Raw genomic sequence first — 25,372 nt, forward strand, 5'->3', positions numbered from 1 at the left:
GCCCACCACCGCACCCCACGCCCGCACCGTGCGCCTTCGTTCAACCCGTGCGGCGTTGACCGCACCGTGCGCCGCCAGAACGACGCACCGAGCAGCCGAACCCGCACGAGCCGAACAAGGCCGCACCGTGCCGACCCGCACCCAGCGCGCACCCGGCCCACCGGACCGACGCGCGTTCCTCCCCCACGCGGTGGAGCCGACCACCCACCCAAGTCCCGCCTGGCGGCGGAGGCGGGGCGTGCCTCCCGGCCAATAGCGTCGGACGCAGCGACGACCAGCGTCGCGACGAAGGGGAACGACATGCTCACCATCGAAGGGGTGACCAAGCACTTCGGCGACCGCCGGGTGCTCGACGACGTGGGGTTCACGGTCGGCAGCGGCCGCCTCACCGGCTTCGTCGGCGGCAACGGTGCCGGCAAGACCACCACCATGCGCATCATGCTCGGCGTGCTCCAGGCCGATGCGGGCACGGTCTCGATCGACGGCACCGCGGTCCGTCCCGCCGACCGCCGCCGCTTCGGCTACATGCCCGAGGAACGCGGCCTGTACCCGAAGATGCCGGTGGCCGAGCAGATCACCTACCTGGCCCGGCTGCACGGCGTCGACAAGCGCGCCGCGACGACCCGCGCCGGCGAGCTGCTCGAACGCCTCGAACTCACCGCACACGCCGGCGACCCCGTCGAGAAGCTCTCGCTCGGCAACCAGCAGCGCGTGCAGATCGCAGCGGCGCTGGCACACGACCCCGAGGTGCTCGTGCTCGACGAGCCGTTCTCAGGCCTCGACCCGATGGCTGTCGACACGGTGCTCGGTGTCCTGCGCGAGACCGCGGCCCGGGGCGTCCCGGTGCTGTTCTCGAGCCACCAGCTCGACGTGGTCGAGCGGCTGTGCGACGACGTCGTCGTCATCGCCGGTGGCACGATCCGCGCCGCCGGTCCGCAGGAGGAACTCCGCAAGCAGGCCGGCCCCGCCGCGTGGGAGCTGCTGGTCGACGGGGACGTCGCCTGGCTCCGCGACGAGCCGGGTGTGGCCGTACGGGAGTTCGACGGCGGGTACGCGGTCTTCGAGGCCGACGCCGCCACCGCCCAGCGCGTCCTGCAGCGCGCCGTGCAGCACGGCACCGTCGGGTCGTTCTCGCCGCGGGTGCCGCGGCTCAGCGAGGTCTTCCGGGAGGTCGTCCGATGAACAACTCCTTCGTGCAGGCCGTGCGGCTCGTCTCCGCACGTGAGATCCAGGCACGCATCCGCAGCAAGGCCTTCGTGGTCTCGGCGCTCATCCTGATCGGCATGGTCGTCGCATCGATCGTCGTCGGCGGCATCGTGAGCAAGGCCACCGCCGACGACACCACCCCGGTCGCGGTCGTCGACGGCGTCTCGCTGCCGACCACCAGTGGGCTCGACGTCACGCAATCGGCATCGGTCGACGACGCCGAACGGCTCGTGACCAAGGGCGACGTCGACGCGGCGATCGTGCCGTCGGACGACCCGCTCGGCTACAAGGTCGTCGGACTCGACGAGGCCCCGTCCGAGGTCGTCTCGGCGTTGAGCGTCACCCCGCGCATCGAGTTGCTCGACCCGGACGCGCTGCCGGGTGGCCTGGTCTACCTCATCGCCATCGCGTTCGGCGTCGTGTACTTCGCGTCGGCGGTGACGTTCGGCCAGTCGATCGCGCAGAGCGTCGTCGAGGAGAAGTCGACACGGGTGGTCGAGATCCTGATGTCCGCGATCCCGGCCAGGGCGCTGCTCGCCGGCAAGGTCCTCGGCAACAGCATCATGGCCTTCGCGCAGATCGTCGCGGTGGCCGTCGCCGCCATCGTCACGTTGGCGGTGACCGGGCAGGACAACATGTTCGCGATGCTCGGCCCGAGCATCCTGTGGTTCATCGGCTTCTTCGCGATCGGGTTCGTGCTCCTCGCGTCGCTGTTCGCCGCGGCGGCCGTGCTGGTGTCACGCCAGGAGGACGTCGGCAGCGTCACCACCCCGGTGATGATGCTCGTGATGATCCCGTACTTCCTGATCATCGTCGCGTACGACAACCCGACGATCCTCGGCATCATGTCGTACGTGCCGTTCAGCGCCCCGATCGGCATGCCGATGCGGATCTTCCTGGGGACCGCCGAGTGGTGGGAGCCGATCCTGTCGCTCGTCATCGTCGCCGCTTCGGTGGTCGCGGTCGTGGTCATCGGTGCCCGCGTCTACGAGAACGCGCTGCTCCGCACCGGCAGTCGCGTGAAGCTGTCGGAGGCACTGCGCGGCTGACGCCGCCAGGCCCGGCAAACCCGGCAAGCCCGGCAGGCCAGGCAGTCCCGGACTGGAGGCCCGCCCCACGTCAGCAGATCTGCTCACGTGGGGCGGGCCTCCAGTCCGTTGCCCGGCGCCGGTCAGGCGGTCAGGGTCGCGAAGGCGGACCGGTGCCAGACCAGCGGGTTGTGCGCGAAGTCGGACATGAGTCCGAGCACCCGGAGCACCACGATGTCGTGGTCGCCGGCCGGGTAGGTGTGCTCGACCGAGCACTCCAGCCAGATCGGGGCACCCTGCAGGAACACCGCACCCGTCTCGGCGACCGTCGTGTCGACACCGACGAAGCGGATCGACTTGTCACGCGAGGCGAGCTGCCGGGTGACCTGCGCGTGCCCCTCACCGAGGATCGAGACACCGATCGTGCCGGCGTCCCGGAGCACCGGCCACGTGGTCGACGTGTGCTGCACCGCGAACATCACGAGCGGCGGGTCCTGCGAGACGCCGACCGTGAACGAGGACGCCACGAGCACGGTCGGTTCGCCGTCCACGACGGCGGAGAGCGCGGCGACGCCGCACGGGAACCCGGAGAACGCCTGCTTGAGCGCGGACAGGTCCGGGGCCTCGGTGGAGTAGGGGCTGATCATGACGCGGTTCCTTCCTGGTGGACGGCGGCCGCGCCGAGGACGACGTCCTGCCAGCGGGTGAGCCACACGTCGGTCGATGCGGGGTCCGAGTACTGCTTGTCGTTGAGGTACAGGGCGGGTGCGACGACGGTCGCGCCGAGTTCGACCAGCACCGGTTTGAGGAAGACCTCGGGGGCGAGGGCATGGGCCGGGCCGGCGCCGAGCATGAGCGGCACCGCGACGACACCGGCGAGTCCGTCGCCGGTGCCGAACTGGTCGAGGAACAGCTTGAGCACGCCGGTGTACGTCGCCTTGAACGTCGGCGACGCGACGACGACGAGGTCCGAACCGGCGACGGTCCGGACGGCGTCCGACACGGCGGCGTCACCCCAACCGAGCAGGCCGGCACCGAGGTCGATGACGTCGACGACGTGGTCGGGGGCGCGGCCGGTGAGCCGTTCGAGCACGACCGTGGCGGCGTCGAGCGTCCGTGAGGCCGGCTTGGGGTTGCCGGCGACGACGGTGGTGATCATCGGGGTGCTCCTGTCGGTGGGCGGGTGGTGGGTGCTTGGTGCAGTCCACCGCTCGTTCGTTTCGCCGCCGTGCCGCGTCCGTATCGGGTGGGTTACGCCAGCTGCCCCCTGCCCCGTGGCACCCGAATGTCCCGGTCAGCGGGGCTGCGCGTCCGGGTCTCCCGGCCATTCCGCCAGGCACGGTCCTCGCTGACCGCACCGAATTGTGAGAGCGCCGTTTCCGGAAGTCGCCTCGGATGGGTCCGGCGTGTTTCGCCCCGCCGTCGCCGGCCCGTCACCGCCCGGATCCGCCCCTGCTCGCGGGTCGGTGGCGCAGTCGTCCACCCCGGATCGGCGGGGCGGACGCCCCTCGGCGTCGGGCGCCGCAGGTGGCCTAACACCAGCGAAACAAACGCCTAACAGGACCGTTACCGGGCGACCGCCTGCCGGTGCCCCGCGGCCGTTACATTCGCATCAGCCCCACTGCAGCGGCCGGCGTCACCGGCGATCCGCCGCCCCGCCGCCGCCCGGTCCGGCTCCCTGCACGTCCTGCCCCGCTCCGCGGGGCCTTCGTCGTACCCGCCGCAGCTCCCCCGTCCCCGCTCCGGTTCCCCGTCCCCGCACCTTCCCTGCTCCACCCGTCCAGGAGGTCCCCGACCGATGTCGTCCCCCGCACCGTCCCGAACGCGTCCGTCGCGTCCCGCCCTCCTCGCCGCCGCACTCGCCGGCGTGCTGCTGCTGTCCGCCTGCTCCGCCACCTCGACCGCGTCGACGAGCTCCGGTGACGACACCGCCGGTGTCGAGCACGCCACGAGCCAGATCAAGGCCGCCAGCGTCGACCCCGAGTTCACCTTCGAGGGCGCTCGCTTCGACATGTCGGGCATCGCCGGCAAGACGATCTTCAACATCCCGAACTCGTCCGCCGTCCCCTTCATCACCGCGGTCGACGAGGCCGGCGAGAAGGTCGCCGAGCAGTACGGCGCGAAGTGGATCGAGTACACGAACCAGGGCACGCCCACCGAGCACTCCGCCGGCATCGACCAGGCGATCAGCCGCGGAGCCGACATCATCGTGCTGGCGCAGGGCGTCAACGGCGAACTGATCGTCCCGGCGCTGAAGCGTGCGAAGGCAGCGGGGATCCCCGTGCTGATCAGTCACACCTACCAGACCGGGCAGGCGCTGCCGGACCAGCTGCAGGACCTCGTCGCCGCGCAGGTGACCGCCCCGTTCCACGAAGCCGCCAAGCTCAACGCCGACTGGGCCATCAAGGAGACCAAGGGCCAGGGCGACGTCCTCATCATCACGTCGTCCGAGGTGCCGCCGTCCGACGGCATCGTCAAGGCGATGCAGGACGAGTTCGAGGCGCAGTGCGACGGCTGCAAGGTGAAGGTGACGAACGTCCCCGTCGCCGACTGGGCGACGAAGATCTCGTCGACCGTGCAGTCCGCCGTGCAGTCCGACCCGAACCTCGACTACGTCCTGCCGGTCTACGACTCGATGACGCTGTACGTCGAGGCCGGCGTGACCGCTGCCGGCAAGACCGGCCAGGTCTTCACCTCCTCGTACAACGGCACCCCCGCGGTGCTGAAGATCCTGCAGGAGGGCAGCGTCCTCACGATGGACATCGGCGAGAACATGGAGTGGCTCGCCTACGCGACGCTCGACCAGGCCGGCCGTGTCCTGACCGGCACGCCGATCATCGAGGACGGTGACGAGAAGACCCCGCTGAAGGTCTTCACGAAGGACAACGTCGACGAGACCGGCACGCCGCCGGCGCCGAGCAAGGGCTACGGCGACGCGTACAAGACCGGGTACGAAGCGATCTGGGGCGCGGCCGAGTGAGCGCCATCCGGGAGGCACGGCTCGGCTCCGCATCGTCGGCTGCGGTCGTCGGGTCGGGTGCGGCCACCGCATCCGGTGCGGACCCCGCGTCCGTCGCGGACACCGCGCCGGTCCTGCGGATCAGCGGGCTCACGAAGCGCTTCGGCGGGCTGACCGCGCTCGACGACGTCGACCTCGAGGTCCTGCCGGGCCAGGTGCACGCACTGCTCGGCGAGAACGGCTCCGGCAAGTCGACCCTCATCAAGATCCTGTCCGGCACGTACGCGCCGGAGCCGGGCGCGACGATCGAGGTCCGAGGCGCCCGGCTGCCCCTGCCGGTGCCTCCCGGGTACTTCCGCCGCGTCGGGATCAGCTTCGTCCACCAGGACCTGGCACTCGTGCCGTCGCTCGGCGTGACCGAGAACCTGCGGCTCGCGACCGTGGTGGCCGGACGCGGACCCTTCGTCCGCTGGGGCGCCGAGCACCGTGCCGCGGCCGAGCTGTTCGCTCGGTACGGGGTCGACATCGACCCGCGAGCACGGATCGACGAACTCACCGACACCCAGAAGGCCCTCGTCGCGATCCTGCGGGCCGTCGCCGAGCTGGGCGACGACCGGGCGCTCATCGTGCTCGACGAGCCGACGGTCTTCCTGCCGAAGGAGGACGCCGACCTGCTGTTCCGCGTCGTGAAGGACCTCGTCGCGGACGGCCGCACCTCGGCACTGCTCGTGTCGCACGACATGTCCGAGGTCCTCCAGCACGCCGACCGGGTCACCGTCCTGCGAGCCGGCCGGGTCCAGGCGCACCGGGACACCGCCACGACGACGGCGGACGAGCTCGTCTCCCTCATCGTCGGACGCGGACTCGACGGTCCCGCCGCCAGGACTCCGCGCCCGTCGACCACCGGCGACGCCGTCGTGACGGTGCGGGACCTCCGGGTCGGTGTCGTCGACGGTCTGTCGTTCGACGTCGCGGACGGCGAGGTCGTCGGCATCACCGGGCTCGCCGGCTCCGGTGTCGAGGACGTGCTGCCCGGCCTGTACGGCGCACGGCCCGCGACCGGCTCGCTCGCCGTGCGGCACGACGGGGCGACGCCCGCGCCGGTCGACCTGGCACGGGTGACGCCCGGCTCCTCGATCGCCCGCGGCGTCGTGTACGTCCCCGCGGACCGCAAGCGCGAGGGCGGGGCGCTCACCCTGTCCGTCGAGCAGAACGTCACGCTCCCCGTCCTCGGGAAGCTCCGCGGGCTGCTCGGCCTGTCGCCCGCGCGGGAACGCGCCCACGTCGCGGGACTCGTTCGCGACTACGACGTCCGGCCCGCCGACCCGGCCGCCCTGTTCGGAACACTGTCCGGCGGCAACCAGCAGAAGGCCGTCCTGGCCAAGTGGATGCAGGACGACCCGAGGCTCGTGCTGCTGCAGGAACCGACCCAGGGCATCGACGTCGGGGCCCGCGCCGCGATCTTCTCGATGCTCCGCCGGAGTGCGGAGCAGGGCGTCACGATCGTCTGCGCCTCCACCGACTACGACCAGCTCGCGCAGGTGTGCGACCGCGTCGTCGTCCTCGCCCACGGCCGCGTGCACGACGTGCTGACCGACGATCGCATCGACCGCGACGTCATCGCGGCTGCCGTCGTGGCGAGCCTCGTCGACGACGACGCCCCGGCGTCCCCCGCCGTGCCCTCCTCCCCCGATGCCTCCTCCGCAGTCAAGGAGAACGCCTGATGTCCACCACCGCCGACCCCGTCCTCGAGACCTCGATCGTCCGTCCGACCCGCCCGCGCTTCTCGTGGGGGCACACCGAGCGGTACGCGCTGCTCGGCGCCTGGCTCGTCATCGTCATCGCGTTCAGCATCGCGCTGCCCGACACCTACCCGACCCTCGGCAACCTGCAGAACATCCTCGGGTCCCAGTCGGTGCTGCTCATCCTGGCGCTCGGGTTCCTGTTCCCGCTCACCGCGGGCGAGTTCGACCTCTCCGGCGCCTCGACGATGTCGCTCTCCGCCATGACCATCGCCGTGCTCAACGCGAAGATGGACGTCCCGCTCGTGCCCGCGATCGCCGCCGGCCTGGTCATCGGCGTCGTCGTGGGTCTGGTCAACGGCCTGCTCACCGTCGGGTTCCGCATCGACTCGTTCATCGTCACCCTCGGCACATCGACGTTCATGATCGGGATCATCCAGTGGATGAGCGCGTCGTCGTCGGTGACGGGCATCGACCCGGCGCTCGTGCAGGCCACCGTCGGCTGGCGCGGCCTGGCGGGACTGCCGCTCGCGTTCGTCTACGGCCTGATCGCCACCGTCGTCGTCCTGGTCGTCCTGAGCGCCACCCCGGTCGGCCGGCGGCTGCTGTTCGTCGGGACCGGCCGCACCGTCGCCGAACTCTCCGGGCTCAACGTGCGACGGCTGCGGGTCGGCGCGTTCGTCGGGGCCGGGCTCACCGCCGCGGTCGCCGGGGTCGTCTACGCCGGCACCCTCGGCGGCGCCGACCCGTCGAGCGGACAGTCGTTCCTGCTCCCCGCGTTCGCCGCCTGCTACCTCGGCGCGACCGCGATCGTCCCCGGCCGCTTCAACGCGATCGGCACCTTCATCGCCGTGTACTTCCTGTTCTCCGGAGTCGTCGGCCTGCAGATGCTCGGCGCCGACAACTTCGTGCAGCAGCTGTTCTACGGCGGCGCCCTCATCGTCGCCGTCGCCGTGTCGCAGACCATCCGGCGGCACTCCGTCGCGACCGCCGCCAAGGCCGCCGCGAAGCGTTCCTGACCCCGCTCCCCCCGTTCGTCCCTCCCTCGACACCCACCACAGAAAGCGAGTCCCCCATGGACATCGGAGTCTTCATCCCGATCGGCAGCAACGGCTGGCTCATCTCCACCACCTCGCCCCAGTACAAGCCGTCGTTCGACCTCAACCTCGAGATCGTGCAGAAGGCCGAGTCGTACGGCTTCGACTTCGCCCTCTCGATGATCAAGCTGCGCGGCTTCGGCGGCCCGAGCGGCTTCTGGGACGAGAACCTCGAGTCCTTCACCCTGATGGCCGGTCTCGCTGCCCGCACCGAGCGGATCCGCCTGTTCGCGACGACCGCCGTCCTGACCATCCCACCGGCGATCGCGGCACGCATGGCGGCGACCGTCGACTCGATCTCGCACGGTCGCTTCGGGCTGAACCTGGTCGCCGGGTGGCAGAAGGCGGAGTACGACCAGATGGGCCTCTGGCCGGGCGACGAGGTGCACTTCAAGCGCCGCTACGCCTACCAGACCGAGTACATGCAGGTGATGAAGGAACTGTGGGAGACCGGCCGGAGCGACTTCCACGGCGAGTACTTCCAGATGGACGACTGCCGGATGCTCCCGCGGCCGACGTCGCACATCCCGATCGTCTCGGCCGGCCAGTCGTCGCAGGGCATGGCGTTCGCCGCGGAGTACTCCGACTACAACTTCTCGATGGGCGTCGGCGTGAACACCCCGACCGCCTACGCCGAGCAGAACCAGGCCCTGCTCGAGGCCCGCGAGAAGACCGGCCGTGACGTCGGCTCCTACGTGCTCTTCATGGTCATCGCCGACGAGACCGACGAGGCCGCCCAGGCGAAGTGGGAGCGGTACAGCGACGGGGTCGACGTCGAGGCGATCGCCTGGATGACCGGCCAGGCACTCACCGACGCCGAGGGCGAGGAGGGCAACACGGCGAAGCGGATCTCGCTGCCCGAGGGCGCCGTGAACATGAACATGGGCACGCTCGTCGGCTCCTACGAGCACGTCGCGGCGATGCTCGACGAGGCCGCGGCGGTCGAGGGCACGAAGGGCATCATGCTGGTCTTCGACGACTTCCTGCAGGGGATGGACGACTTCGGCACCCGCATCCAGCCGCTGATGCGCACCCGCGAGGGCGTCGCTTCCGCTGCTCCGAGCGCGGTCACCGCATGAGCGCCGCAGCGAGCCGTCCGGTCATCGAGGTCGCGGTCGTCCAGGCCGGCGAGGTCCCCGCCGACCACGACGTCGCCCTCGACGAGCTCATCGCCCTGTTCGAGGAAGCCGCCGTCGGCGCCGACCTCGTCGTCTTCCCCGAGCTCTGCACCACGCCCTACTTCTGCGGTGTGGTCAACGACAGCCGGAAGTCCTGGGCACAGTCCGTCCCCGGTCCGGCGACCGCCCGCTTCGCGAGTGCGGCGAAGCGTCTGGGCACCGCCGTCGCCTTCGGTCTCTACGAGGACGCGGGCGATGCGCAGTACAACAGCGCGGTGCTCATCGACGCCGACGGCACGCTGGTGCCGGGCACCGACGTGCACGGCGACCGTGTGGCGTCGTACCGCAAGACCTCGATCCCGACGAACGCGATCTCCGACGTCGACGAGAAGCACTACTTCGAAGCCGGGTCCGGACCGGTCGTGTTCGACGCGCTCGGCACCCGCTTCGGCATGCTCATCTGCTACGACCGGAGCTTCCCGGAGTACTGGCTCGCGTCACGGGCTGCCGGCGCCGAGGTGATGCTCGTGCTCGTGTCCTCGATGGGTTTCCGCGAGACCCTGTTCACCCAGGAACTGCAGGTCCGCGCGCTCGAGACCCAGACGTGGGTCCTCGCCCCGAACCGCGGCGGCGAGGAGACCGTCGACGGCAAGACCGTCAGCTACTTCGGTCGGTCCTCGGTCGTCTCACCACGGGGTGACCTGGTCGTCTCGGCCCCCGCCCACCAGGCGGGGCCGATCATCCGGGCCACCATCGACGTCGGCGAGGTCACGGCAGCCCGCCGGGACTTCCCGCTCGGACGTGACCGGCAGCCCGGGGTGTTCCGGTACCTCGCCGACGCCCACGCAGCGGCGGCGGTCCCCGCGTGACGGACGTCGCCGCCCTGGTCCGCGGCACCATCGCACCGCAGCTCGACCGCGCGCTGGCCGCGAGCCGCGCGAACCCGTTGCCCGCCGCCCCGTCGGCGCTGCCTGCGGAACCGGCGCACAGCGCGCAGCTGTTCGGCCGGCTCCTCGACGCAGCGGTCGACGGGGCCCCGGCGCCGACCGCTGCCGGTCCGGACGACGACCTGGCGGCGTCCCGGGCAGCCGCCGACCCCGCCGCCGCCTCGGTCGTCGAACTCCTCGCCGCGTACCGGTCCGGCACCACGACCCCGTCCGAGGTCCTCGCCGCACTCGCCCCGCACTGGACGAGCGACGACGTCTGGTCCGACGCCGTCCTGCGCCTGGTGCAGGGGGCCGAGGAAGCCGCCGCCGAGTCCACCCGCCGCTGGGCGGACGACGACGCCCGGCCGCTCGAGGGGATCCCGTTCGCCGTGAAGGACATCATCGACGTCGCGGGGACGATCGTCACGAGCGGCTCGCTCCAGACCGGTGACCGTGTGGCCCCGGCCGACGCCACCGTCGTGGCCCGGCTCCGCTCCGCCGGCGCGATCCCGGTGTTCACGGCGGCCACCACCGAGTTTGCCTGCGGCGGGCCGCACAACGCCCGGTACGGCGCCGTGCGGAACCCCTGGGACCCCGAGCGCTGGACCGGTGGCTCCTCGACCGGGTCGGGTTCGGCGCTCGCCGCCCGGATCGTCCCGCTCGCGCTCGGGTCGGACACCGGCGGGTCGATCCGCGTGCCGTCCGCCCTCTGCGGGACCACCGGGATCAAGCCGACGTACGGGCTCGTGCCGCGCACCGGGGTCGCGAGCCTGTCGTGGACCCTCGACCACGTCGGACCGATGGCACGCTCCGCGGAGGACCTCGCGCTCGTCCTGCGGGTCATCGCCGGCTCCGACGGCCAGGACCCGACGACGTTCCCCACCGTCCCGCTCATCGAGGCCGCGCCGGAACGGGTCGAGGGGCTCCGGATCGGGGTCCCGCTCGGCTGGTTCACCGAACGCGTCGACCGTGCGGTGCTCGATGCACACGCCGCGGCGGTCGAGCGGTTCCACGAGCTCGGTGCGACGCTCGTGCCGATCGAGTTCGACGACCTGGAGTCGATCGACTCGGAGTGCTGGACGGTGTTCTACGGTGAGCTCGCCGCGAACCAGGAGGCCAACGCCGGCACGGCCGACCTGTTCGACGCCGGGACCCGCGCCCGGTTCGACGTGTCGTTCCTGCCGACCGCTGCCGACTACCTCCGGGCACTCCGCCGTCGCCCGCTCGTGCAGGCCGCGATGGTCAGCCGGATGGACGAGGCCGGCGTCGACCTGGTGCTCACCCCCGGGATCGGCGCCACCGCCCCGCGACTCGACGACCTGACGATGTCGGTCGACGGCGAGCGCTTCAACCTGCACGACGTCATCCCCCGGAACACCCGGCTGTTCGACTACGTGGGGTTCCCCGCGCTGATGATGCCGGCGGGCACGGCGCCGGACGGCCTGCCCGTCGGCGTGCAGCTCGTCGCGCGGCCGTGGGACGACCGCCTGGTGCTGTCCGCAGCGGCCGCCTTCCAGCGGACCACGACGCACCACCGCATGGTGCCGTCGTCGTCCGCCGTGCGAGGGCCGAGCGATCGGTAGCCGCCCCGTCGACGAGGGCGCCGCCCGGCGACGCGCCTGGCAGGTGCTCTGCGCGTCGAGCCTCAGCGTCGTCCTCGTCTTCATCTCCTCGAGCGCACTCCTCATCGCGCTCCCCGATGTCAGCCGTGACCTCGACGCCAGCGCCGTGCAGTCCAGCTGGGTGCTCCTCAGCTACATGCTCACCACGACCACCCTCATCCTGGTCTTCGGGCGCATCGCCGACCTGGTCGGTCGTCGCCGCCTCTACATCGCCGGGATCCTCGTCTTCCTGCTCGCCTCACTCGCGTGCGGCTTCGCTCCCGACGCGGCGGTGCTGCTCGGCGCCCGACTCGTGCAGGGTGTGGGCGCGGCGGCGATCGTCACCAACACGACCGCGCTGCTCACCGATGTCTTCCCGGAGTCGATCCTGTCGCTCGGCCTCGGTCTGAACGCCACCGTCGCCGCGGTGGGACAGGTCATCGGTCCGGTCGTGGGCGGGCTGGTCGCCGAGTCGTTCGGGTGGCGCTGGATCTTCCTCGCCGGTGTGCCGATCTCACTGGCCGGACTCGTCTGGTCGCTCCGGTTGATCCCGCACAGCACGCGCCCCCGTTCCGGCGAGCGCCTCGACGTGCCGGGGTCGGTCCTGTCCGTCGCCGCCGTCGGACTGCTCGTCGGTGCGGTCTCGACCGGCGGCTCGGTCGGTTGGTCGGCCGTGCCCGTCGTCGCGATGACCGCCGGCGCGGTCGTGCTCGGCGGTGTGTTCGTGTGGACCCAACGCCGGGTCGCGCACCCCCTGGTCGACCCGGCGATCTTCCGCGACCGCACCACCATCACCCTGTTCTCCGCCGCCGGGCTGTGCGCCCTGTCCAGCTACGCACTGGTCCTGCTGGCTTCCCTGTCGTTCCAGGCGGTCGACGGCAAGGACGCCGTCGACGCCGCCCTCTGGGTGCTGCCCACGCCGATCGGCACGACGGTCGCGGCGGTGAGCGCCGGGTTCCTCGCCCGCCGGGTCGCCGCGCGGACGCTGTCGACCATCGGCATGCTCCTCATCGCGCTCGGCGCCGCGGTGCTCGCGGTGTCCCTCGCCGACGGCGACGCCTACGCCGTCACCGCCACCGGCCTCGGCGCCGTCGGGGTCGGCACCGGCGTGTTCATGACGCCGAGCACGTCGGCACTGATGACCCGCGTCCCGGAGCACCGCCGCGGCATCGCGAACGCCATCCGTTCGGCCCTGCAGAACGCCGGTTTCCTGTTCTCGACGGCGCTCGGCCTCGCGATCGCGACGGGCGGCCTGTCCGCGGCACAGGCGGCCGCGGCCTACGACGGCAGCCTGCTCAGCCTGCCGTCCGGCGACGTCCAGGTGTTCGTCGACGGCGTCCGCGCCGCGGCGCTGACGTTCGCCGGCTGCGCGGCCCTGGGGGCGCTCATCGTCGCGTTCGGGCCGTTCGGGCCTCCCGACCGGGAGGCGCCACTCCGGCCCGACAGGTCGGGGCCGATCCCCGAGCCGGGGGCGTCCACGTGACCGTCCCCACCCTGGCAACGACCACCCACGACGGAAGCAGGACGCCATGACCGACGACCACCAGGACTACGCGGCAGCCGGCTTCACCGGCACGCTCCGCCCAGGACGACGCGCTGCGCTCGTCGTGGTCGATCCGGTCCGCGCCTACGTCGACCCCGACTGCGGGCTCTACGCCGGCGTCGAGGAACCCGTCGAGCGGATGCGGGAGCTCACCACCGCTGCCCGCGCCGCCGGGGTGCACGTGGCGATCACGACGATGGCGCTCTCCGCCGACGGGTCCAACGCCGGCGTGTTCTTCCGCAAGGTGCCGGCACTCGCCGCGTACCTGCCCGGCGCGTCCACCGGAGCGTTCGTCGACGGGCTCGAACCCCTCGACGGCGACACCCTGGTGCCCAAGCAGTACCCGAGCGCGTTCTTCGGCACGTCGTTGGCCGCCGACCTCGTCGCCCGCGGCGTCGACACGCTCTTCATCGCGGGGCTGTCGACGAGCGGGTGCATCCGCGCGACGGCCACGGACGCCATGCAGCACGGGTTCGTCCCGATCGTCGTGCGCGAAGCCGTCGGCGACCGGTTGCCGAGCGTGCACGAGGCCAACCTGTTCGACATCGCCGCCAAGATCGGCGAGGTCTGGCCCATGGACCAGGTCCTCGAGCACTGGGACGCGGCATGAGCACCACGACGCGCATCGAGGCGCCGGTCCGGGGCCGGCCGCGGAGCGCTGCCGTCGGCGAGTCCGTGTACACCGCGTGCGTCGAGATCCTGGCCGAGGGCGACCCCCGCGCGTTCACGATCCGGGCCGTCGCCGACGCGGCCGGCGTGGGTGCGGCGACGATCTACCGGCGGTGGTCGAGCAAGGAGGTCCTGCTCACCGAAACCGTGATCCGGCTGATGGAGGAGCACATCCCGACGGTGCAGGACGCCCCGATCGCCGAGGGCGTCCTGGGGCTCACCCGGGGATGGGTGCACGCCCTCGTCGCGACGCCGGTCGGTCGGGCGCTCCCGCTCATCGTGGAGACCGCGTCGCACGAGCCGCGGGTCGCCGAGGCCGTCGCCGAGTGGCACCTGGACCGGCGGCTGCGGGTGAACGCGATGCTGCAGCGGGCGATGGACGCGGGCGACCTGCGACCGGACGTCGACCTCGGCATCGCCGTGGACCTGCTCGGCGGGCCGACGTTCTACCGACGCGTGTTCGTCTCGCTCGACATCCAGGCGCCCGACTACCCGGTGCGGCTGGCCCGGGAGTTCCTGCGGTGGGCCGGTTGGACCGGCGACCTGTCGACGGTGGGGGTGACCTCGTGACCGGGACCGTGCCGGAGGGGTTCGCCCCGTCCGCGGCCTGGACCGACATGGGGGTCGGGACGACACCGTCGACGCCGGGTCACTGGATCGGGTTCAACCGACGATCCGACGCGGCCCGCCAGGTGTCCGACCTGATCCGGGCCGACATCGTCGCGGGGCGGTTCACCGGTCCGCTGCCGTACGAGTGGGAGCTGCTCGACCTGTACGGCACGACACGGAACGTCCTGCGGGCTGCCCTCGCCTTGCTCAAGGAACAGCGGCTGCTCACCCGTGCGCCGCGATCGGGCACGTTCGGTGTGCGGCCCGTCGCCTCGGTGAGTCTGGCCCGGACGTCCGACGAGGTCACGATCTACGGCGAGACGGCCGGCGGCAGCGTGTTCGAGTCGCCCCGGCTCAGCATCGTGCACCTGTGCGTGCAGCAGGTGACCGCGCCGGAGACGGTCCGGCGCAACCTGCAGATGACCGGCAGCAGCGCCTTCTTCGTCGAGAGCCTCATCTCGTTCGACGGCGAACCGAGCCGGGTCCGGACGAGCTGGGTCCCGCACGAGCGCTTCCCCGACCTGGTCGCCGAACCGCTGACCGAGTACGTGCCCGACGTGCTCGTCAGGAAGGCCGGTGCGCGGCCGGAGGCACGACGGTTGCTCCTGAGCACCGTGAACGCCGACCAGTGGACGGCCGACCTGCTCGACATCGATCCCGGCCAGGCGATCTTCCACATCGAACGGCTGATGTGTCTGGCCGACGGGACACCCGTCGAGTACGGGTTCTCGCGGTACCGCGGCGACCGGGCGGTGATCGACTCCCGGATCACGTGAGGCACGAGCGGTGATCGTCAGTCCGTGCGCACCGAGAAGACGTCGCCCGGTTGGCAGCCGAGCACCTCGCACAGTCGGGTGAGGGTGGAGAACCGGATCGCGCGGGCCCGGTTGTTCTTGAGCACCGAGAGGTTGACGACGGTCACGCCGACGCGGTCGGCGAGCTCGGTCAGGGTCATCCCCCGCTCGGCCAGCAGGTCGTCGAGGTGACAGACGACCGCGTGGCCGTCCTCCTGTTCCGGGGGCATCAGACCAGCCCGGCCTGGTCCCGCACCATCCGCTGCGAGGCGGTGAGCGCGAACCGGAAGCAGACGACGACGAGCAGGCCGAGGTACACGGGCAGGAACTGGTGGTCGACCACCGGCGTGGGCAGGTACCCGTCCCATCCGAGCCCGGACACGACCCAGTTCCACCCCATCCGGCGGACGAACGACGGCAGGAACCCGGCGGCCAGCACCGCGCCGCCGAGCCAGTCGAGGATCCGGGTGGTCGAGCGGTCGAAGAGCCCGCCGCGTGAGATCTTCCAGGCCACCGCCGCCACCAGGGCGATGAGGGCGCTGACGAGCAGGACCTCCAGCGCGTCGCCGACGCGGATGTACCCGATCGCACCACCCGGCACGTCGGCGATCGGTGCCCGGAGCACGAGCTGTTCGGACGTCACCGTCGCACCACCCGGAGGCTGCGGGACGGCACTGGTCTCGCGGATCCGGATCGGCACGGCCACGGTGCCCGAGGCGATCGAGTGGACGAGCAGGTCGACGTACCGCCACACCACGATCGCGATGCCGATCGCACACGAGACGACGTAGGCCAGGTAGGAGTTCCGCCCGCGGGGCGGTTCGTAGACGGGCGTGGTCATGGCTGCTTCCCCTGTCGATCATCGATACCATCGAATTTCGATGTAACGATAAACGATAGGTCCGGTGCCGGCAACCCCTACAGGAGCCCGAAGGCCGCCTGCATGCCCAGGCTCGTCCCCGCCACCAGGACCCAGAGCGCGATGCCGAGCAGCATCGGCCGGAACCCGGCACGGCGGAGCGCGGCGAAGTCCGTCGAGCAGCCGATCGCGGCGAGCGCCACCGTGATGAGGAACGAGGCAACCGTCGCGAACCCCGGCGCCACGGACGCGGGCAGGACCCCGACCGTCCGGAGCAGCACCACCACGAGGAACCCGATCAGGAACCACGGCACCAACCGGAACACACGGAACCCGCGACCCGGCCCCGAGGCGGGGGTGAGCTGTTCGCGGGAGGCGCGGCGGGCCTCCAGTCCGGCCAGCCCGATGACGATCGGGATGATCATCAGGGTGCGCACCAGCTTCACGACGACCGCGGTGTCGGTCGCCTGGCGGCCGTAGACGGTCGCCGTGGCGACGACGGACGACGTGTCGTTCACGGCGGTGCCCGCGAAGACGCCGAAGGCGTGCTGGCTGAGGCCCAGGGCGTGCCCGAGCAGCGGGAAGGCGAAGACGGCCGCGATGTTGCAGAGGAAGATCGTCGACATCGCGTAGGCGACGTCCGCACTGACCGCACCGATGACGGGCGTGACGGCCGCGATCGCGGACGCACCGCAGATGCCGGTCCCGACGCCGATCAGGGTGCGGAGTGCGCCCGAGACCCGGAGCAGTCGGCCGATCCCCCACGCGGCCACCAGGCAGACGACGAGCGTCGCGAGCATCACCGGCAGGGTCTCACCGCCGATGCGCAGGACCTCGCCGATGGACAGCTGCGCGCCGAGCAGGACCACGGCGAACTGCAGGACCCGGCTGGACGAGAACTTCACGCCGGGAGCCAGCGCGGCGAGTGTGCCACCGGTGCGACGCCGGACCAGCCACCCCACGACGGCACCGATCAGGACGGCGGGGACGGGACCGCCGACCACCGGGACGACTCGGCCGACGAGGGTGGCGACGATGCCGATCGCCACGGCGAGGGCGACACCGGGTGCGGCGGCACGGACGGACTGCATGGGAACAGCATGTCGCGCTCGCGGACGATCCGTGGCCGTGACGGGCAGGATGGCACGGTGGAGTACTCGGGGGAACGGTGGGTGCAACGGCTGCGCGACGGGGAGGTGCCGAAGCGGGGGCCGTTCTTGCTCGGCTTGGCGATCGTGACCGTGGCCGGTGGCACCGGGGTCGTGTTCTCGATCACGCACCTCGACGCCCTCCTGCACTCGGAGGCACGCCGTCCGTTCGCCGTGCCGCTGTTCTCCGTGATCCTGCTCGTGCTCGGCCCCGTCGCAGCCGTCCTCTCGCGGATGCGCGGCCGGAGTGACCGACGGATCCTCGCGAGCATCCGTCGGCACGGTACGACGCCGCGCTTCCACCTGCCGGTCGTGCGGAGGGGCGAGTACACCCTCGACGACTTCCCCGAGCCGAGACCCGAGATGTGGACGGTCGACGCCGCTGGGCTGCACGCGTGGTCGCCGGAGCGGGAGACTCCGGTGTTCGACCTGGCGTGGAGTGCAGTCCACTCGCTCGAACTCGCCTCGGCAGAGGTCCGCGGGCAGCGGGTGGACACCGGCATCTGGATCATCACCGAGGACGTCGGGCGCTTCACAGTGCAGCCGCGGCCAGCGATCGGACGGCCCTTCGGTGCCAGCGCGACGAAGATCCACATCGTGATGCAGGTGCTCCGGTCGCTGCGCCGGGAACTCGGGTCCCAGCCGGACGCCGGGCGTCCTGGTCGGACACGGACCGAGCGATGACCCCGGCGGACGAGCCGTGGGTGCAGCGGCTGCGCGACGGGGAGATGCCGAAGCGGGGGCCGGTGCTGCTCGCGGCGGTCGTCACCACGGCAGTGGGGGTCGCCGCGCTCGTCGCCGAGTTCGCGTTCCCGGACTTCCTGCGGGGCATCGACAGTGCCCGGACGCAGGGGTCGTTCGTGCTGTGGCCGATCGTGGTCGCGGGGTTCGGGGTGCTGCTGGCCGTGTCGACGCTGTCCGCCGGGCGAGGCGACCGCCGGACGCTCGCGCGCATCGGAGCGGGGCGGGCACCCCGGTTCCACCTGCCCGTGCTGACGTCCGGCCTGCGCACCTCCGACGACTTCCCGAAGCCCCGCCCCGAGGTCTGGACCGTCGACGAGTTCGGCCTGCACGCGTGGGCACCGTCACGGGACGCGCCGGTGTTCGACCTGCCGTGGGCGCGCATCCGGCGGTTCTCCGTCGCGACGAGGGAGTCCCGCGGCCAGCGTGCCGACTTCGGCGTCTGGATCACCACGACCGACGGTGACGACGTGGTCGTGCAGCCCCGGTCTGCCCTCGGACGTGGGTTCGAGGCCGGACCGGACAAGCTCGACACCCTCGTGCGGGTCCTCCGCACCCTGCAGCGGGAGCTCGGCGTGGCCTCGGCGTCAGCCGACCGTCACTGAGCGGGCGGGGTGTCCCCCGTCATCACGACGCGGCCGGTCTCGTCGTTCCAGGTGAAGGTGGCCGTGGTGCGGCCGGAGGGCGCTGCGTTCGGCTCGCCGGCCTTGGCGAACCGGTAGGTCACCGTGACGGCCGAGTCGCTCTGTCGTTCGACGGTCGGCTCGAAGGCGTACTGCTGGGCAGTGGCCGTGCCGAGGTACCGGCCTTCGTGGAACAGCAGGATCGCGTACGGGGATCCTGCTGTGCCGAACTCGGGTGCGACCACGGACCAGGACAGTGGCGCGCAGGCGTCGTAGCCGGAGTGGTCGGCGTTCGCGGCGTCCCACTTCGCATCCTCGAGGCCGGCGGGCAGCGGCAGGGCCGCGATGCCATCGGCCGCAGCCGCGGCACCGCTCGACGGCCCGCAGGTCGGGGTGGGGGTGGGCGTCGGCGTCGGGGTCGGCGTGCTCGCGGCGTCGGAGGGCGGGGCGGTGACGGTCTCGGTCACGGTCGGGGTCGCCGCACCGCCGTCCGCTCCGTCCGCGCCGGAACACCCCGTCAGCAGCGCGGCCAGGGTCGCAGTGGTCAGGAGCAGGGCGGCTCTCGTCAGGCGCATGCCTCCACGTTGCCTGTCCCGCCGAGCGGCCGCCCGCATCGTTACCGGGCCGTGTCCCTCCCCGGCGCTCCGAAAGTACGCCTGTTCAAGCGCCGCGAGCCTGACTCCCGCCCGCGTCCTGCGACACTGCTCCCATGCGGGGGATGCACCAGGACACGATCGAGGTCGCGGACGACCGGATCGACGGACCGCACGGACCGGTCCCCGTCCGGCGGTACCGACCGCTGGACCGGAGCGCCGCCACGGGATCCCCGACCCTGGTCTGGGTGCACGGCGGCGGGTTCTTCCGGGGCGACCTCGGCCTGCCGGAGTCCGACGCCGTCGCACGCGCACTCGCCGAGCGCGGGCTGCCGGTCGTGACCGTCGACTACCGCCTCGGACCGCTGCCCGGGCTGCCGTGGCTCGGCCGGGGTGGACCACGTGGGCGACGACGGGCACCCCACGCGCGGGACGAGATCGTCGCCGTGCTCCGCAATCTGCACCACGAGGCACCGTCCGGCCTGCTGCTCGGTGGGGCGAGCGCCGGTGCGTGCCTGGCGGCATCCGCGGTCGCGACCGCCCCGCCACTGGCCGGCCTCGTGCTGACCTACGGGTTCTTCCACGCCCGGCTCCCCCGTGACCGGGCACTGCAGCGACTCGTCCGAGGGCACCGGCTGCTCACGCACGCGCCGCTGCTGCTCGACCTGAGCAACCGGGCCTACGCGGGCGGCCGCCCCACTGCGGTCTACCCGGAGTCCGACGACCTCGGCGGGTTCCCCCGCACCCTGCTGATCGACGCCGAGCGGGACGTGATGCGCGCCTCGGGCGAGCGCTTCGCGGACGAGCTCGAGGCCGCGGGCACCGAGGTCGAACGGCACGTCCTGCCGGACAGCCGTCACGCGTTCCTCAACCGCCCCGGCACGCGGGACTTCGACGACACGATCGAACGCATCATGGACTGGGCCGACCGGACCCCCATCCGCTGAACGCTCATCCATCTGCGAACGGCGGACATCCGGGGACGGCACGCCCGCGGCGGACGTACTCTGGAAACGGAAGCAACGGCGGTTCCGAATCCCCTTCGCCACGCTCCCTGCCGTGGCGTCTCACCACCGTGACGAAGAGTTCCATCGTGACCGAACACCTCATCGAGTACGTCGCCCGCGACCGCACGGGCATCACCGCCGTCGTGACACCGACCGGTGTCATCGACGTGGACACCGTGATCCAGCACATCCGCGCCGGCCACGCGGGCTACTACGTGGCTGCCGACTCGTGGAAGCGCACCCCGGTCCGGAGCATGTCCTTCATCGGCGGGACCTACCTGTTCGCCAACTGGGACGGGTCGAAGCGGAACATGCTGCACGACCTGGCCTTCCGCTCACCGACCCGTTCGGTCGAGACGCCCCACGAGCCGGAGTCGCGGTTCTCGCGGCTCCTCGACGCGCTGTTCGGCAGGCGCTCACCGCAGCTCTGACCCGCGGCAACCCGCCCGTGACACCATGGCAGGGCCACGAGAGGCGCCAGCAGAAGGGGGAGGACATGCTCGCACGAGAGGTGACGGACAAGCGGTTCCGGCCGACGAAGTTCCGCGAGGGGTACGACCAGAGCGAGGTCGACGCGTTCCTCGACCGGATCCAGACCACCCTGACCGGGTACGAGCAGCGACGCTCGGTCGACCCGCTCACACCGGAGCAGGTCGCAGCGGTCCGGTTCCAGCCGACGAAGTTCCGCGAGGGGTACGACCAGGGGCAGGTCGACGACTTCCTCGACGAGGTCGTCGTCGCACTGCGTCAGCACGGCGCCCGCTGAAGCGGCCACGTGCGGTGCAGGCGACCGCCTGGAGGCGCGGCGTGCGTCGCGGACGCGGGTCGCGCCTCCAGGCGGTCGCGTCGGTCAGCGGACCGACTTGATGGGCAGGATCACCAGGGCGCCGAGGATGACGGCGACGCCGGCACCCCAGAGCATGAGCGTGTAGTTCTGGCCGCCACCGATGCCGAGCAGGAACAGACCGACGGCGGGGGCGAGTGACTGCGGCAGGGCGTTCGCGATGTTGATGACGCCGAGGTCCTTGCCGGGGCGCTCCGGGTCGGGCAGCACGTCGACGACCAGGGCGGTGTCGATGGCGGCGTAGATGCCGAAGGCGAAACCGAGCACGATCTCGGCGAAGTAGAACCCGCCGACGCTGTCGACGTGGGCCAGGATCACCAGGCCGACGGCGGTCATGGCCGTCGAACCCCAGACGAAGACCTTGCGACGCTGGATCCGGTCGGACACCCAGCCGGAGACGGCCGCACTGACGAGCAGGGCGATCGTGTACAGCAGGACGCCGAACGCGACGACCCCGACCGCTTCGCCCTGCGGGAGCCCGATGCGGTCCTGCATGTAGAGGAGTCGGTACGTCGTGAACATGAACGTGCCGAAGGTGATGAGGAAGCGGCCCCACCAGGCGAGCCCGAAGTCGCGGTGCTTGATCGGGTTCGTCCAGAACGAGCTGATCAGGTTGATCCAGCTGAAGGGCTTGACGGGCGTCGTCGGCAGGTCGTCGCGGGCGACGAACGAGTACACGAGGACCGCGACGATCGCCAGGACGCCCGGTGCGATGAACAGGACCGGCAGGTTGCCGACCAGGTACACGGCCAGGTAGAGCCCGGCCAGGATCGCGATGTTCTGTGCCAGGGCGATGACGCTCGAGGCCTTGCCGCGCTGGAACTCCGGCACGTTGTCGGCGAAGCTCGCCGTGAGCGTGGACAGGACGGCGTTGGCGGAGACCTGCGCCAGCACCCAGGCCAGGGTGAGCTGCAGCACGTCGGGCGAGAACGCGAGCCAGGCGAGGGAACCGACGAAGACGACGACACCGCCGACCATCCAGGGGCGGCGACGGCCCCACCGCGTGCGGGTGCGGTCGGAGAGCGCGCCGAACAGGGGGTTGGCGAACAGGGCGCCGAGCGCTCCGAACGGCAGGACCGAGCCGACGACGGTCTCGGGGCTCGTCGGGTTCAGCTCCGTCGCCTTGATCGACATGCTCACGAAGACCGGGGTGAGCAGGGCGACGAACAGGCCGAACTGGGCGAAGCTGAGGCCCCAGAGGTACCCCCGACCCACCCGGACGGTGCTGACGGACTGCGTGATGCCCTCGACCGAGAACGCTCGGGACGCCGCAGCGTCCGTGGCGGTGGCGCCGGCGGCTGCGGTGACCGCTGGGGACGCGGTCCCGGCGATGCCCCGCGTGGGTTCTTCCTTCGACGTCGGTGTCGACATGACTCCTCCTTGAGTCACAGGGGGCTTCGGTGCCCGCTGAATCCCTAGTGCTGCTAGGTGATCGGGACTGTAGCACCGGAAACCTCGTGCCGGAAGGTTTTGCGCTGTTTGTTTCGGCGGGGCGGACGAGTGCGTGCGGATGCGTGCGGACGAGTGCGTTGCCGACGCAGAACGACACCGCCGTTGTCGGAGGACAACGACGGTGTCGTTCTGCATCGACCCGCAGGCCGGAAAGGAGCCGCTAGTGCTCGCCGTCCTCTTCCGGGTTGAAGTGCGAGTCGTCACCCGTGTGGCCCGCGGCCAGGCCGTCGGGGTTGTTCGGGATGGTGTTGTCGTCGCCGAGGCCGCCCGGCTTCTCGGTGCCCTCGGAGTCGTTCTTCGGGGCGTCGTGCGTGTTGTCACTGTCGGTCATGAGCTGCTCCAGTGCAGAGATCGATCCGGCAGCACTGCCGCCGGTGGTACTGAGGACTCGGACAGTACGTGGCGCACCTCGGAAACCGCCGTCCGACCGGGGGAAGCGGATGACAGGGACCGGGGTGATCGGTAGATTGTTCAACAACCCGCGACGACAGGGAGCAACCGTGACGACGATCGACCTGAACAGCGACCTGGGCGAGGGCTTCGGCGCCTGGGCCATGGGCGACGACGCCGCGATGCTCGACGTCGTCTCGAGCGCGAACGTCGCCTGCGGGTTCCACGCCGGCGACCCGACGATCATGCTCGCCACCGCCCGCGCCGCCGCCGAGCGTGGTGTGGCGATCGGCGCACACGTGGCCTACCGCGACCTGATCGGCTTCGGCCGCCGACCCGTGCACGTCACGCCCGACGAGCTGTACGCCGACGTCGTGCACCAGCTCGGCGCGATGGCCGCCACCGCGCACGTCGCCGGCACGGCCGTGACCTACGTCAAGCCGCACGGCGCCCTGTACAACACGGCCTGCGCCGACCCGGTGCAGGCCGAGGCCGTCGTCCGTGCCGTGGCCGACGTCGACCCGTCGCTCGCCGTGCTCGCGCTGCCCGGGTCGGAGCTGCTGCTGGCGGCCGAGCGGCACGGGCTCCGCGCGGTGAGCGAGTCCTTCGCCGACCGCGCCTACGAACGCGACGGCTCACTGGTGTCACGGAAGCAGCCGGGGTCGGTGCTGCACGACCCGGACGAGGTCGCAGCCCGGGTGCTCCACATGGTCACCGACGGCGTCGCGACCGCCGTCGACGGGTCCGAGATCGCCGTGCGTGCCGAATCGGTCTGCGTGCACGGCGACTCCCCCGACGCGGTCGCGATGGCCCGCGCCATCCGAGCGCTGCTGACCGAGCACGGCGTGACGATCGCGCCCTTCGCACCGTGACTGGTCCGGAGGTCCGCTCCGCGGGCGGCACCGCACTCCTCGCCACGTTCGGGTCCCTCGCCGACGTCGTCGCCTTCCGCGCCGGACTCGCACAGGCCACCCTGCCGGGGCTGACCGAGGTCGTCTCCGGCGCCCGGACACTGCTGCTCCGGTTCGACCCGACCGCGACGGACGCCGGGCGGCTCCGCACGGAACTCACGCAGGTCGTCCCGGTCAGTGCTGCGCTCGAAGCGCACGACACCGAGCCACTCGTCATCCCCGTCACCTACGACGGCGAGGACCTGGACACCGTCACCGAACTGACCGGCATGCGGCGCGACGAGCTCGTGGCGTGGCACACCGGGCAGCTCTGGACGAGCGCGTTCTGCGGCTTCGCCCCCGGCTTCAGCTACCTCACCGGCAGCGATCGCCCGCTCGACCTGCCCCGGCGCAGCACCGCCCGGACGTCCGTCCCGAGCGGGGCCGTGGCGTTGGCCGGCGAGTTCAGCGCCGTCTACCCGCGAACATCGCCCGGCGGCTGGCAGCTCATCGGCCGCACCGAGGTGCCGATGTGGTCCCTCGAGCGCACGCCCCCGGCGCTCGCGCCCGCCGGCACGCTCGTCCGCTTCGTCGTGGCGGGTGCGGCATGACCGCGCTGACCGTCGTGCAGGTCGGCTACGGCGCGACCACGCAGGACCTCGGGCGCCCGGGCTTCAGCGACATGGGCCTCGGCGCGGCCGGAGCCGCCGACCGTGGCTCCGCGGCACTCGCCAACCGGCTGGTCGGCAACCGTCCCGACGCGGCCGTCCTGGAGGCCCTGCTCGGCGCCGTCACGCTCCGCGCCGACGCGTACGTGGTCGCGGCCACCACCGGCGCGGCCTGCCCCGTCGAGGTCGAGCGGGCGGACGGATCGGTCCGCGGTGCCGCCTCGCACGAGGTGCTGCTGCTGGCCCCGGGCGACACGCTCCGGATCGGCACCGCGACCGTGGGCCTCCGCACCTACGTCGCGGTCCTCGGGGGCTTCGCGGTCGACCCGGTGCTCGGCAGCCGCTCGTGGGACTCCCTCGCACGCCTCGGTCCGCCGCCGCTGTCCACCGGTGACGTCCTGCCCGTCGGTGACGCCCGGGTGTCGTGGCCGATCGTCGACGCGGTGCCGCAGCCCGAGCCGCGGTGGCCGGACGAGCCGGTCGTGCTCGACGTGGTGCCCGGACCGCGCGACGACTGGTTCACCCCGGAGTGGCGGTCGACCCTGACCGGCCAGGACTTCTCCGTCAGTGCGGACAGCGACCGCGTGGGGGTCCGCACCACGGCCGAGACGCCGCTCGCCCGCTCCGTGGCACGCGAACTGCCGAGCGAGGGTGTCGAGACCGGGTCACTGCAGGTACCACCCGAGGGCTTCCCCGTGCTGTTCCTCGCCGACCACCCGGTGACCGGCGGTTACCCGGTCGTCGCGGTCCTGACACCGTCGTCGATCGACCTCGCTGCGCAGCTCCGTCCGGGCGATCCGCTCCGGTTCCGCATCGTCGACTGACCGACCCGGAACAAGCGCAGGGGGTCAGGGGTTGGCTTGGA

General features: G+C 71.7%; 27 protein-coding genes and 2 pseudogenes. 21 read left to right on the top strand and 8 right to left on the bottom strand.

Going from position 1 to position 25,372, the window contains the following annotated elements; all coding sequences use genetic code 11:
* The first annotated feature begins 300 nt into the window (after nucleotides 1-300).
* Both DEJ09_RS06040 and DEJ09_RS06045 read left to right on the top strand, forming a co-directional pair.
* Nucleotides 301-1,182, top strand: coding sequence for an ABC transporter ATP-binding protein (locus DEJ09_RS06040; protein WP_111087912.1), 882 nt, complete (start codon nucleotides 301-303; stop codon nucleotides 1,180-1,182).
* Complete coding sequence (locus DEJ09_RS06045; RefSeq protein WP_111030589.1) at nucleotides 1,179-2,255, top strand: ABC transporter permease; 1,077 nt, start codon at nucleotides 1,179-1,181, stop codon at nucleotides 2,253-2,255. Before DEJ09_RS06040 ends, DEJ09_RS06045 begins: the two co-directional genes overlap by 4 nt.
* Nucleotides 2,256-2,377: 122 nt before the next feature.
* Here DEJ09_RS06045 and DEJ09_RS06050 read toward each other — a convergent pair whose 3' ends face one another.
* Nucleotides 2,378-2,881 carry a flavin reductase family protein gene (locus tag DEJ09_RS06050; RefSeq protein ID WP_071405947.1) on the bottom strand — a complete coding sequence of 168 codons (504 nt, stop codon included), beginning with the start codon at nucleotides 2,879-2,881 and terminating at the stop codon, nucleotides 2,378-2,380.
* The gene (locus tag DEJ09_RS06055; protein WP_111087913.1) at nucleotides 2,878-3,393 is read right to left on the bottom strand and encodes an NADPH-dependent FMN reductase; all 516 of its coding nucleotides are present in this window, start codon (nucleotides 3,391-3,393) and stop codon (nucleotides 2,878-2,880) included. Before DEJ09_RS06055 ends, DEJ09_RS06050 begins: the two co-directional genes overlap by 4 nt.
* A 639-nt stretch (nucleotides 3,394-4,032) precedes the next feature.
* Here DEJ09_RS06055 and DEJ09_RS06060 point away from each other — a divergent pair.
* The 10 genes from DEJ09_RS06060 to DEJ09_RS06105 are packed head-to-tail and all read left to right on the top strand — an operon-like array spanning nucleotide 4,033 to nucleotide 15,274.
* Nucleotides 4,033-5,214, top strand: a complete 1,182-nt coding sequence (locus DEJ09_RS06060; RefSeq protein WP_071405945.1) for a sugar ABC transporter substrate-binding protein — start codon at nucleotides 4,033-4,035, stop codon at nucleotides 5,212-5,214.
* Nucleotides 5,211-6,917 (top strand): sugar ABC transporter ATP-binding protein, encoded by a 1,707-nt coding sequence (locus DEJ09_RS06065; protein ID WP_111087914.1) that lies wholly within the window; start codon nucleotides 5,211-5,213, stop codon nucleotides 6,915-6,917. Before DEJ09_RS06060 ends, DEJ09_RS06065 begins: the two co-directional genes overlap by 4 nt.
* A complete protein-coding gene (locus DEJ09_RS06070) occupies nucleotides 6,917-7,954 on the top strand; it encodes an ABC transporter permease (protein ID WP_111032742.1) in 1,038 nt (345 codons plus the stop codon). The genes DEJ09_RS06065 and DEJ09_RS06070 overlap by 1 nt, the downstream gene beginning before the upstream one ends.
* Nucleotides 7,955-8,010: 56 nt before the next feature.
* Nucleotides 8,011-9,111: a pyrimidine utilization protein A gene (gene rutA, locus DEJ09_RS06075; RefSeq protein WP_111030592.1), complete on the top strand. Its 1,101-nt coding sequence runs from the start codon at nucleotides 8,011-8,013 to the stop codon at nucleotides 9,109-9,111.
* Nucleotides 9,108-10,019, top strand: coding sequence for a carbon-nitrogen hydrolase family protein (locus tag DEJ09_RS06080; protein WP_111087915.1), 912 nt, complete (start codon nucleotides 9,108-9,110; stop codon nucleotides 10,017-10,019). Before rutA ends, DEJ09_RS06080 begins: the two co-directional genes overlap by 4 nt.
* Nucleotides 10,016-11,659 (top strand): amidase, encoded by a 1,644-nt coding sequence (locus DEJ09_RS06085; RefSeq protein ID WP_111087916.1) that lies wholly within the window; start codon nucleotides 10,016-10,018, stop codon nucleotides 11,657-11,659. Before DEJ09_RS06080 ends, DEJ09_RS06085 begins: the two co-directional genes overlap by 4 nt.
* A gap of 43 nt (nucleotides 11,660-11,702) precedes the next feature.
* Nucleotides 11,703-13,160 carry an MFS transporter gene (locus tag DEJ09_RS06090; protein ID WP_181433278.1) on the top strand — a complete coding sequence of 486 codons (1,458 nt, stop codon included), beginning with the start codon at nucleotides 11,703-11,705 and terminating at the stop codon, nucleotides 13,158-13,160.
* A 46-nt stretch (nucleotides 13,161-13,206) separates the two neighbouring features.
* The gene (locus tag DEJ09_RS06095; protein ID WP_111032737.1) at nucleotides 13,207-13,830 is read left to right on the top strand and encodes an isochorismatase family protein; all 624 of its coding nucleotides are present in this window, start codon (nucleotides 13,207-13,209) and stop codon (nucleotides 13,828-13,830) included.
* Nucleotides 13,827-14,459 carry a TetR-like C-terminal domain-containing protein gene (locus DEJ09_RS06100; RefSeq protein WP_111032736.1) on the top strand — a complete coding sequence of 211 codons (633 nt, stop codon included), beginning with the start codon at nucleotides 13,827-13,829 and terminating at the stop codon, nucleotides 14,457-14,459. Before DEJ09_RS06095 ends, DEJ09_RS06100 begins: the two co-directional genes overlap by 4 nt.
* Nucleotides 14,456-15,274, top strand: a complete 819-nt coding sequence (locus DEJ09_RS06105; RefSeq protein ID WP_111040108.1) for a GntR family transcriptional regulator — start codon at nucleotides 14,456-14,458, stop codon at nucleotides 15,272-15,274. Before DEJ09_RS06100 ends, DEJ09_RS06105 begins: the two co-directional genes overlap by 4 nt.
* 17 nt (nucleotides 15,275-15,291) lie before the next feature.
* Here the strand turns inward: DEJ09_RS06105 and DEJ09_RS06110 are convergent, their stop codons facing one another.
* The 3 genes from DEJ09_RS06110 to DEJ09_RS06120 all read right to left on the bottom strand — a co-directional run bounded on the left by DEJ09_RS06110 (nucleotide 15,292) and on the right by DEJ09_RS06120 (nucleotide 17,242).
* Nucleotides 15,292-15,522, bottom strand: coding sequence for a helix-turn-helix transcriptional regulator (locus tag DEJ09_RS06110; RefSeq protein ID WP_071245067.1), 231 nt, complete (start codon nucleotides 15,520-15,522; stop codon nucleotides 15,292-15,294).
* Complete coding sequence (locus DEJ09_RS06115) at nucleotides 15,522-16,133, bottom strand: hypothetical protein (RefSeq protein WP_111087917.1); 612 nt, start codon at nucleotides 16,131-16,133, stop codon at nucleotides 15,522-15,524. The genes DEJ09_RS06110 and DEJ09_RS06115 overlap by 1 nt, the downstream gene beginning before the upstream one ends.
* A gap of 77 nt (nucleotides 16,134-16,210) precedes the next feature.
* Entirely contained in the window at nucleotides 16,211-17,242 is a 1,032-nt protein-coding gene (locus DEJ09_RS06120; RefSeq protein ID WP_111087918.1) for a YeiH family protein, read from the bottom strand.
* 57 nt (nucleotides 17,243-17,299) lie between these two features.
* On the opposite strand from DEJ09_RS06120, the gene DEJ09_RS06125 reads away from it, so the two are divergent.
* On the top strand, nucleotides 17,300-17,983 hold the full coding sequence (locus tag DEJ09_RS06125) for a hypothetical protein (RefSeq protein WP_146245677.1): 684 nt from the start codon (nucleotides 17,300-17,302) through the stop codon (nucleotides 17,981-17,983).
* Nucleotides 17,980-18,645, top strand: a complete 666-nt coding sequence (locus DEJ09_RS06130) for a hypothetical protein (protein WP_111087920.1) — start codon at nucleotides 17,980-17,982, stop codon at nucleotides 18,643-18,645. The genes DEJ09_RS06125 and DEJ09_RS06130 overlap by 4 nt, the downstream gene beginning before the upstream one ends.
* Here the strand turns inward: DEJ09_RS06130 and DEJ09_RS06135 are convergent.
* Nucleotides 18,639-19,238 (bottom strand): LppP/LprE family lipoprotein, encoded by a 600-nt coding sequence (locus tag DEJ09_RS06135; RefSeq protein WP_181433279.1) that lies wholly within the window; start codon nucleotides 19,236-19,238, stop codon nucleotides 18,639-18,641. The genes DEJ09_RS06130 and DEJ09_RS06135 overlap by 7 nt on opposite strands.
* Nucleotides 19,239-19,381: 143 nt before the next feature.
* Between DEJ09_RS06135 and DEJ09_RS06140 the strand changes: the two genes are divergently transcribed.
* The 4 genes and pseudogenes from DEJ09_RS06140 to DEJ09_RS18285 form a co-directional block, all read left to right on the top strand.
* Entirely contained in the window at nucleotides 19,382-20,203 is an 822-nt protein-coding gene (locus DEJ09_RS06140) for an alpha/beta hydrolase (protein WP_181433280.1), read from the top strand.
* Nucleotides 20,204-20,349: 146 nt separating this feature from the next.
* Nucleotides 20,350-20,694, top strand: coding sequence for a hypothetical protein (locus DEJ09_RS06145; protein WP_146245678.1), 345 nt, complete (start codon nucleotides 20,350-20,352; stop codon nucleotides 20,692-20,694).
* Nucleotides 20,695-20,759: 65 nt separating this feature from the next.
* Nucleotides 20,760-20,852: pseudogene (locus DEJ09_RS18280) on the top strand (DivIVA domain-containing protein); the annotation flags it as partial.
* A gap of 12 nt (nucleotides 20,853-20,864) precedes the next feature.
* Nucleotides 20,865-21,014, top strand: a pseudogene (locus DEJ09_RS18285) (DivIVA domain-containing protein); the annotation flags it as partial.
* 99 nt (nucleotides 21,015-21,113) lie between these two features.
* On the opposite strand, the gene DEJ09_RS06155 reads toward DEJ09_RS18285, so the two are convergent.
* Together DEJ09_RS06155 and DEJ09_RS18040 are read right to left on the bottom strand one after the other, a co-directional pair.
* A complete protein-coding gene (locus tag DEJ09_RS06155) occupies nucleotides 21,114-22,478 on the bottom strand; it encodes an MFS transporter (protein ID WP_111032730.1) in 1,365 nt (454 codons plus the stop codon).
* 241 nt (nucleotides 22,479-22,719) lie between these two features.
* Nucleotides 22,720-22,890 carry a hypothetical protein gene (locus tag DEJ09_RS18040; protein WP_164941189.1) on the bottom strand — a complete coding sequence of 57 codons (171 nt, stop codon included), beginning with the start codon at nucleotides 22,888-22,890 and terminating at the stop codon, nucleotides 22,720-22,722.
* 169 nt (nucleotides 22,891-23,059) lie between these two features.
* Between DEJ09_RS18040 and DEJ09_RS06160 the strand changes: the two genes are divergently transcribed.
* Genes DEJ09_RS06160 through DEJ09_RS06170 form a run of 3 tightly spaced genes read left to right on the top strand, consistent with a single transcriptional unit; the run spans nucleotide 23,060 to nucleotide 25,331 of the window.
* Nucleotides 23,060-23,821 carry a LamB/YcsF family protein gene (locus DEJ09_RS06160; protein WP_111087924.1) on the top strand — a complete coding sequence of 254 codons (762 nt, stop codon included), beginning with the start codon at nucleotides 23,060-23,062 and terminating at the stop codon, nucleotides 23,819-23,821.
* Nucleotides 23,818-24,450 (top strand): allophanate hydrolase subunit 1, encoded by a 633-nt coding sequence (locus DEJ09_RS06165; protein ID WP_111087925.1) that lies wholly within the window; start codon nucleotides 23,818-23,820, stop codon nucleotides 24,448-24,450. Before DEJ09_RS06160 ends, DEJ09_RS06165 begins: the two co-directional genes overlap by 4 nt.
* Complete coding sequence (locus DEJ09_RS06170; RefSeq protein ID WP_111087926.1) at nucleotides 24,447-25,331, top strand: biotin-dependent carboxyltransferase family protein; 885 nt, start codon at nucleotides 24,447-24,449, stop codon at nucleotides 25,329-25,331. The genes DEJ09_RS06165 and DEJ09_RS06170 overlap by 4 nt, the downstream gene beginning before the upstream one ends.
* Nucleotides 25,332-25,372 lie beyond the last annotated feature (41 nt).

Origin of the sequence: Curtobacterium sp. MCLR17_055, assembly GCF_003234305.1 — a bacterium.
Classification (GTDB): domain Bacteria; phylum Actinomycetota; class Actinomycetes; order Actinomycetales; family Microbacteriaceae; genus Curtobacterium; species Curtobacterium flaccumfaciens.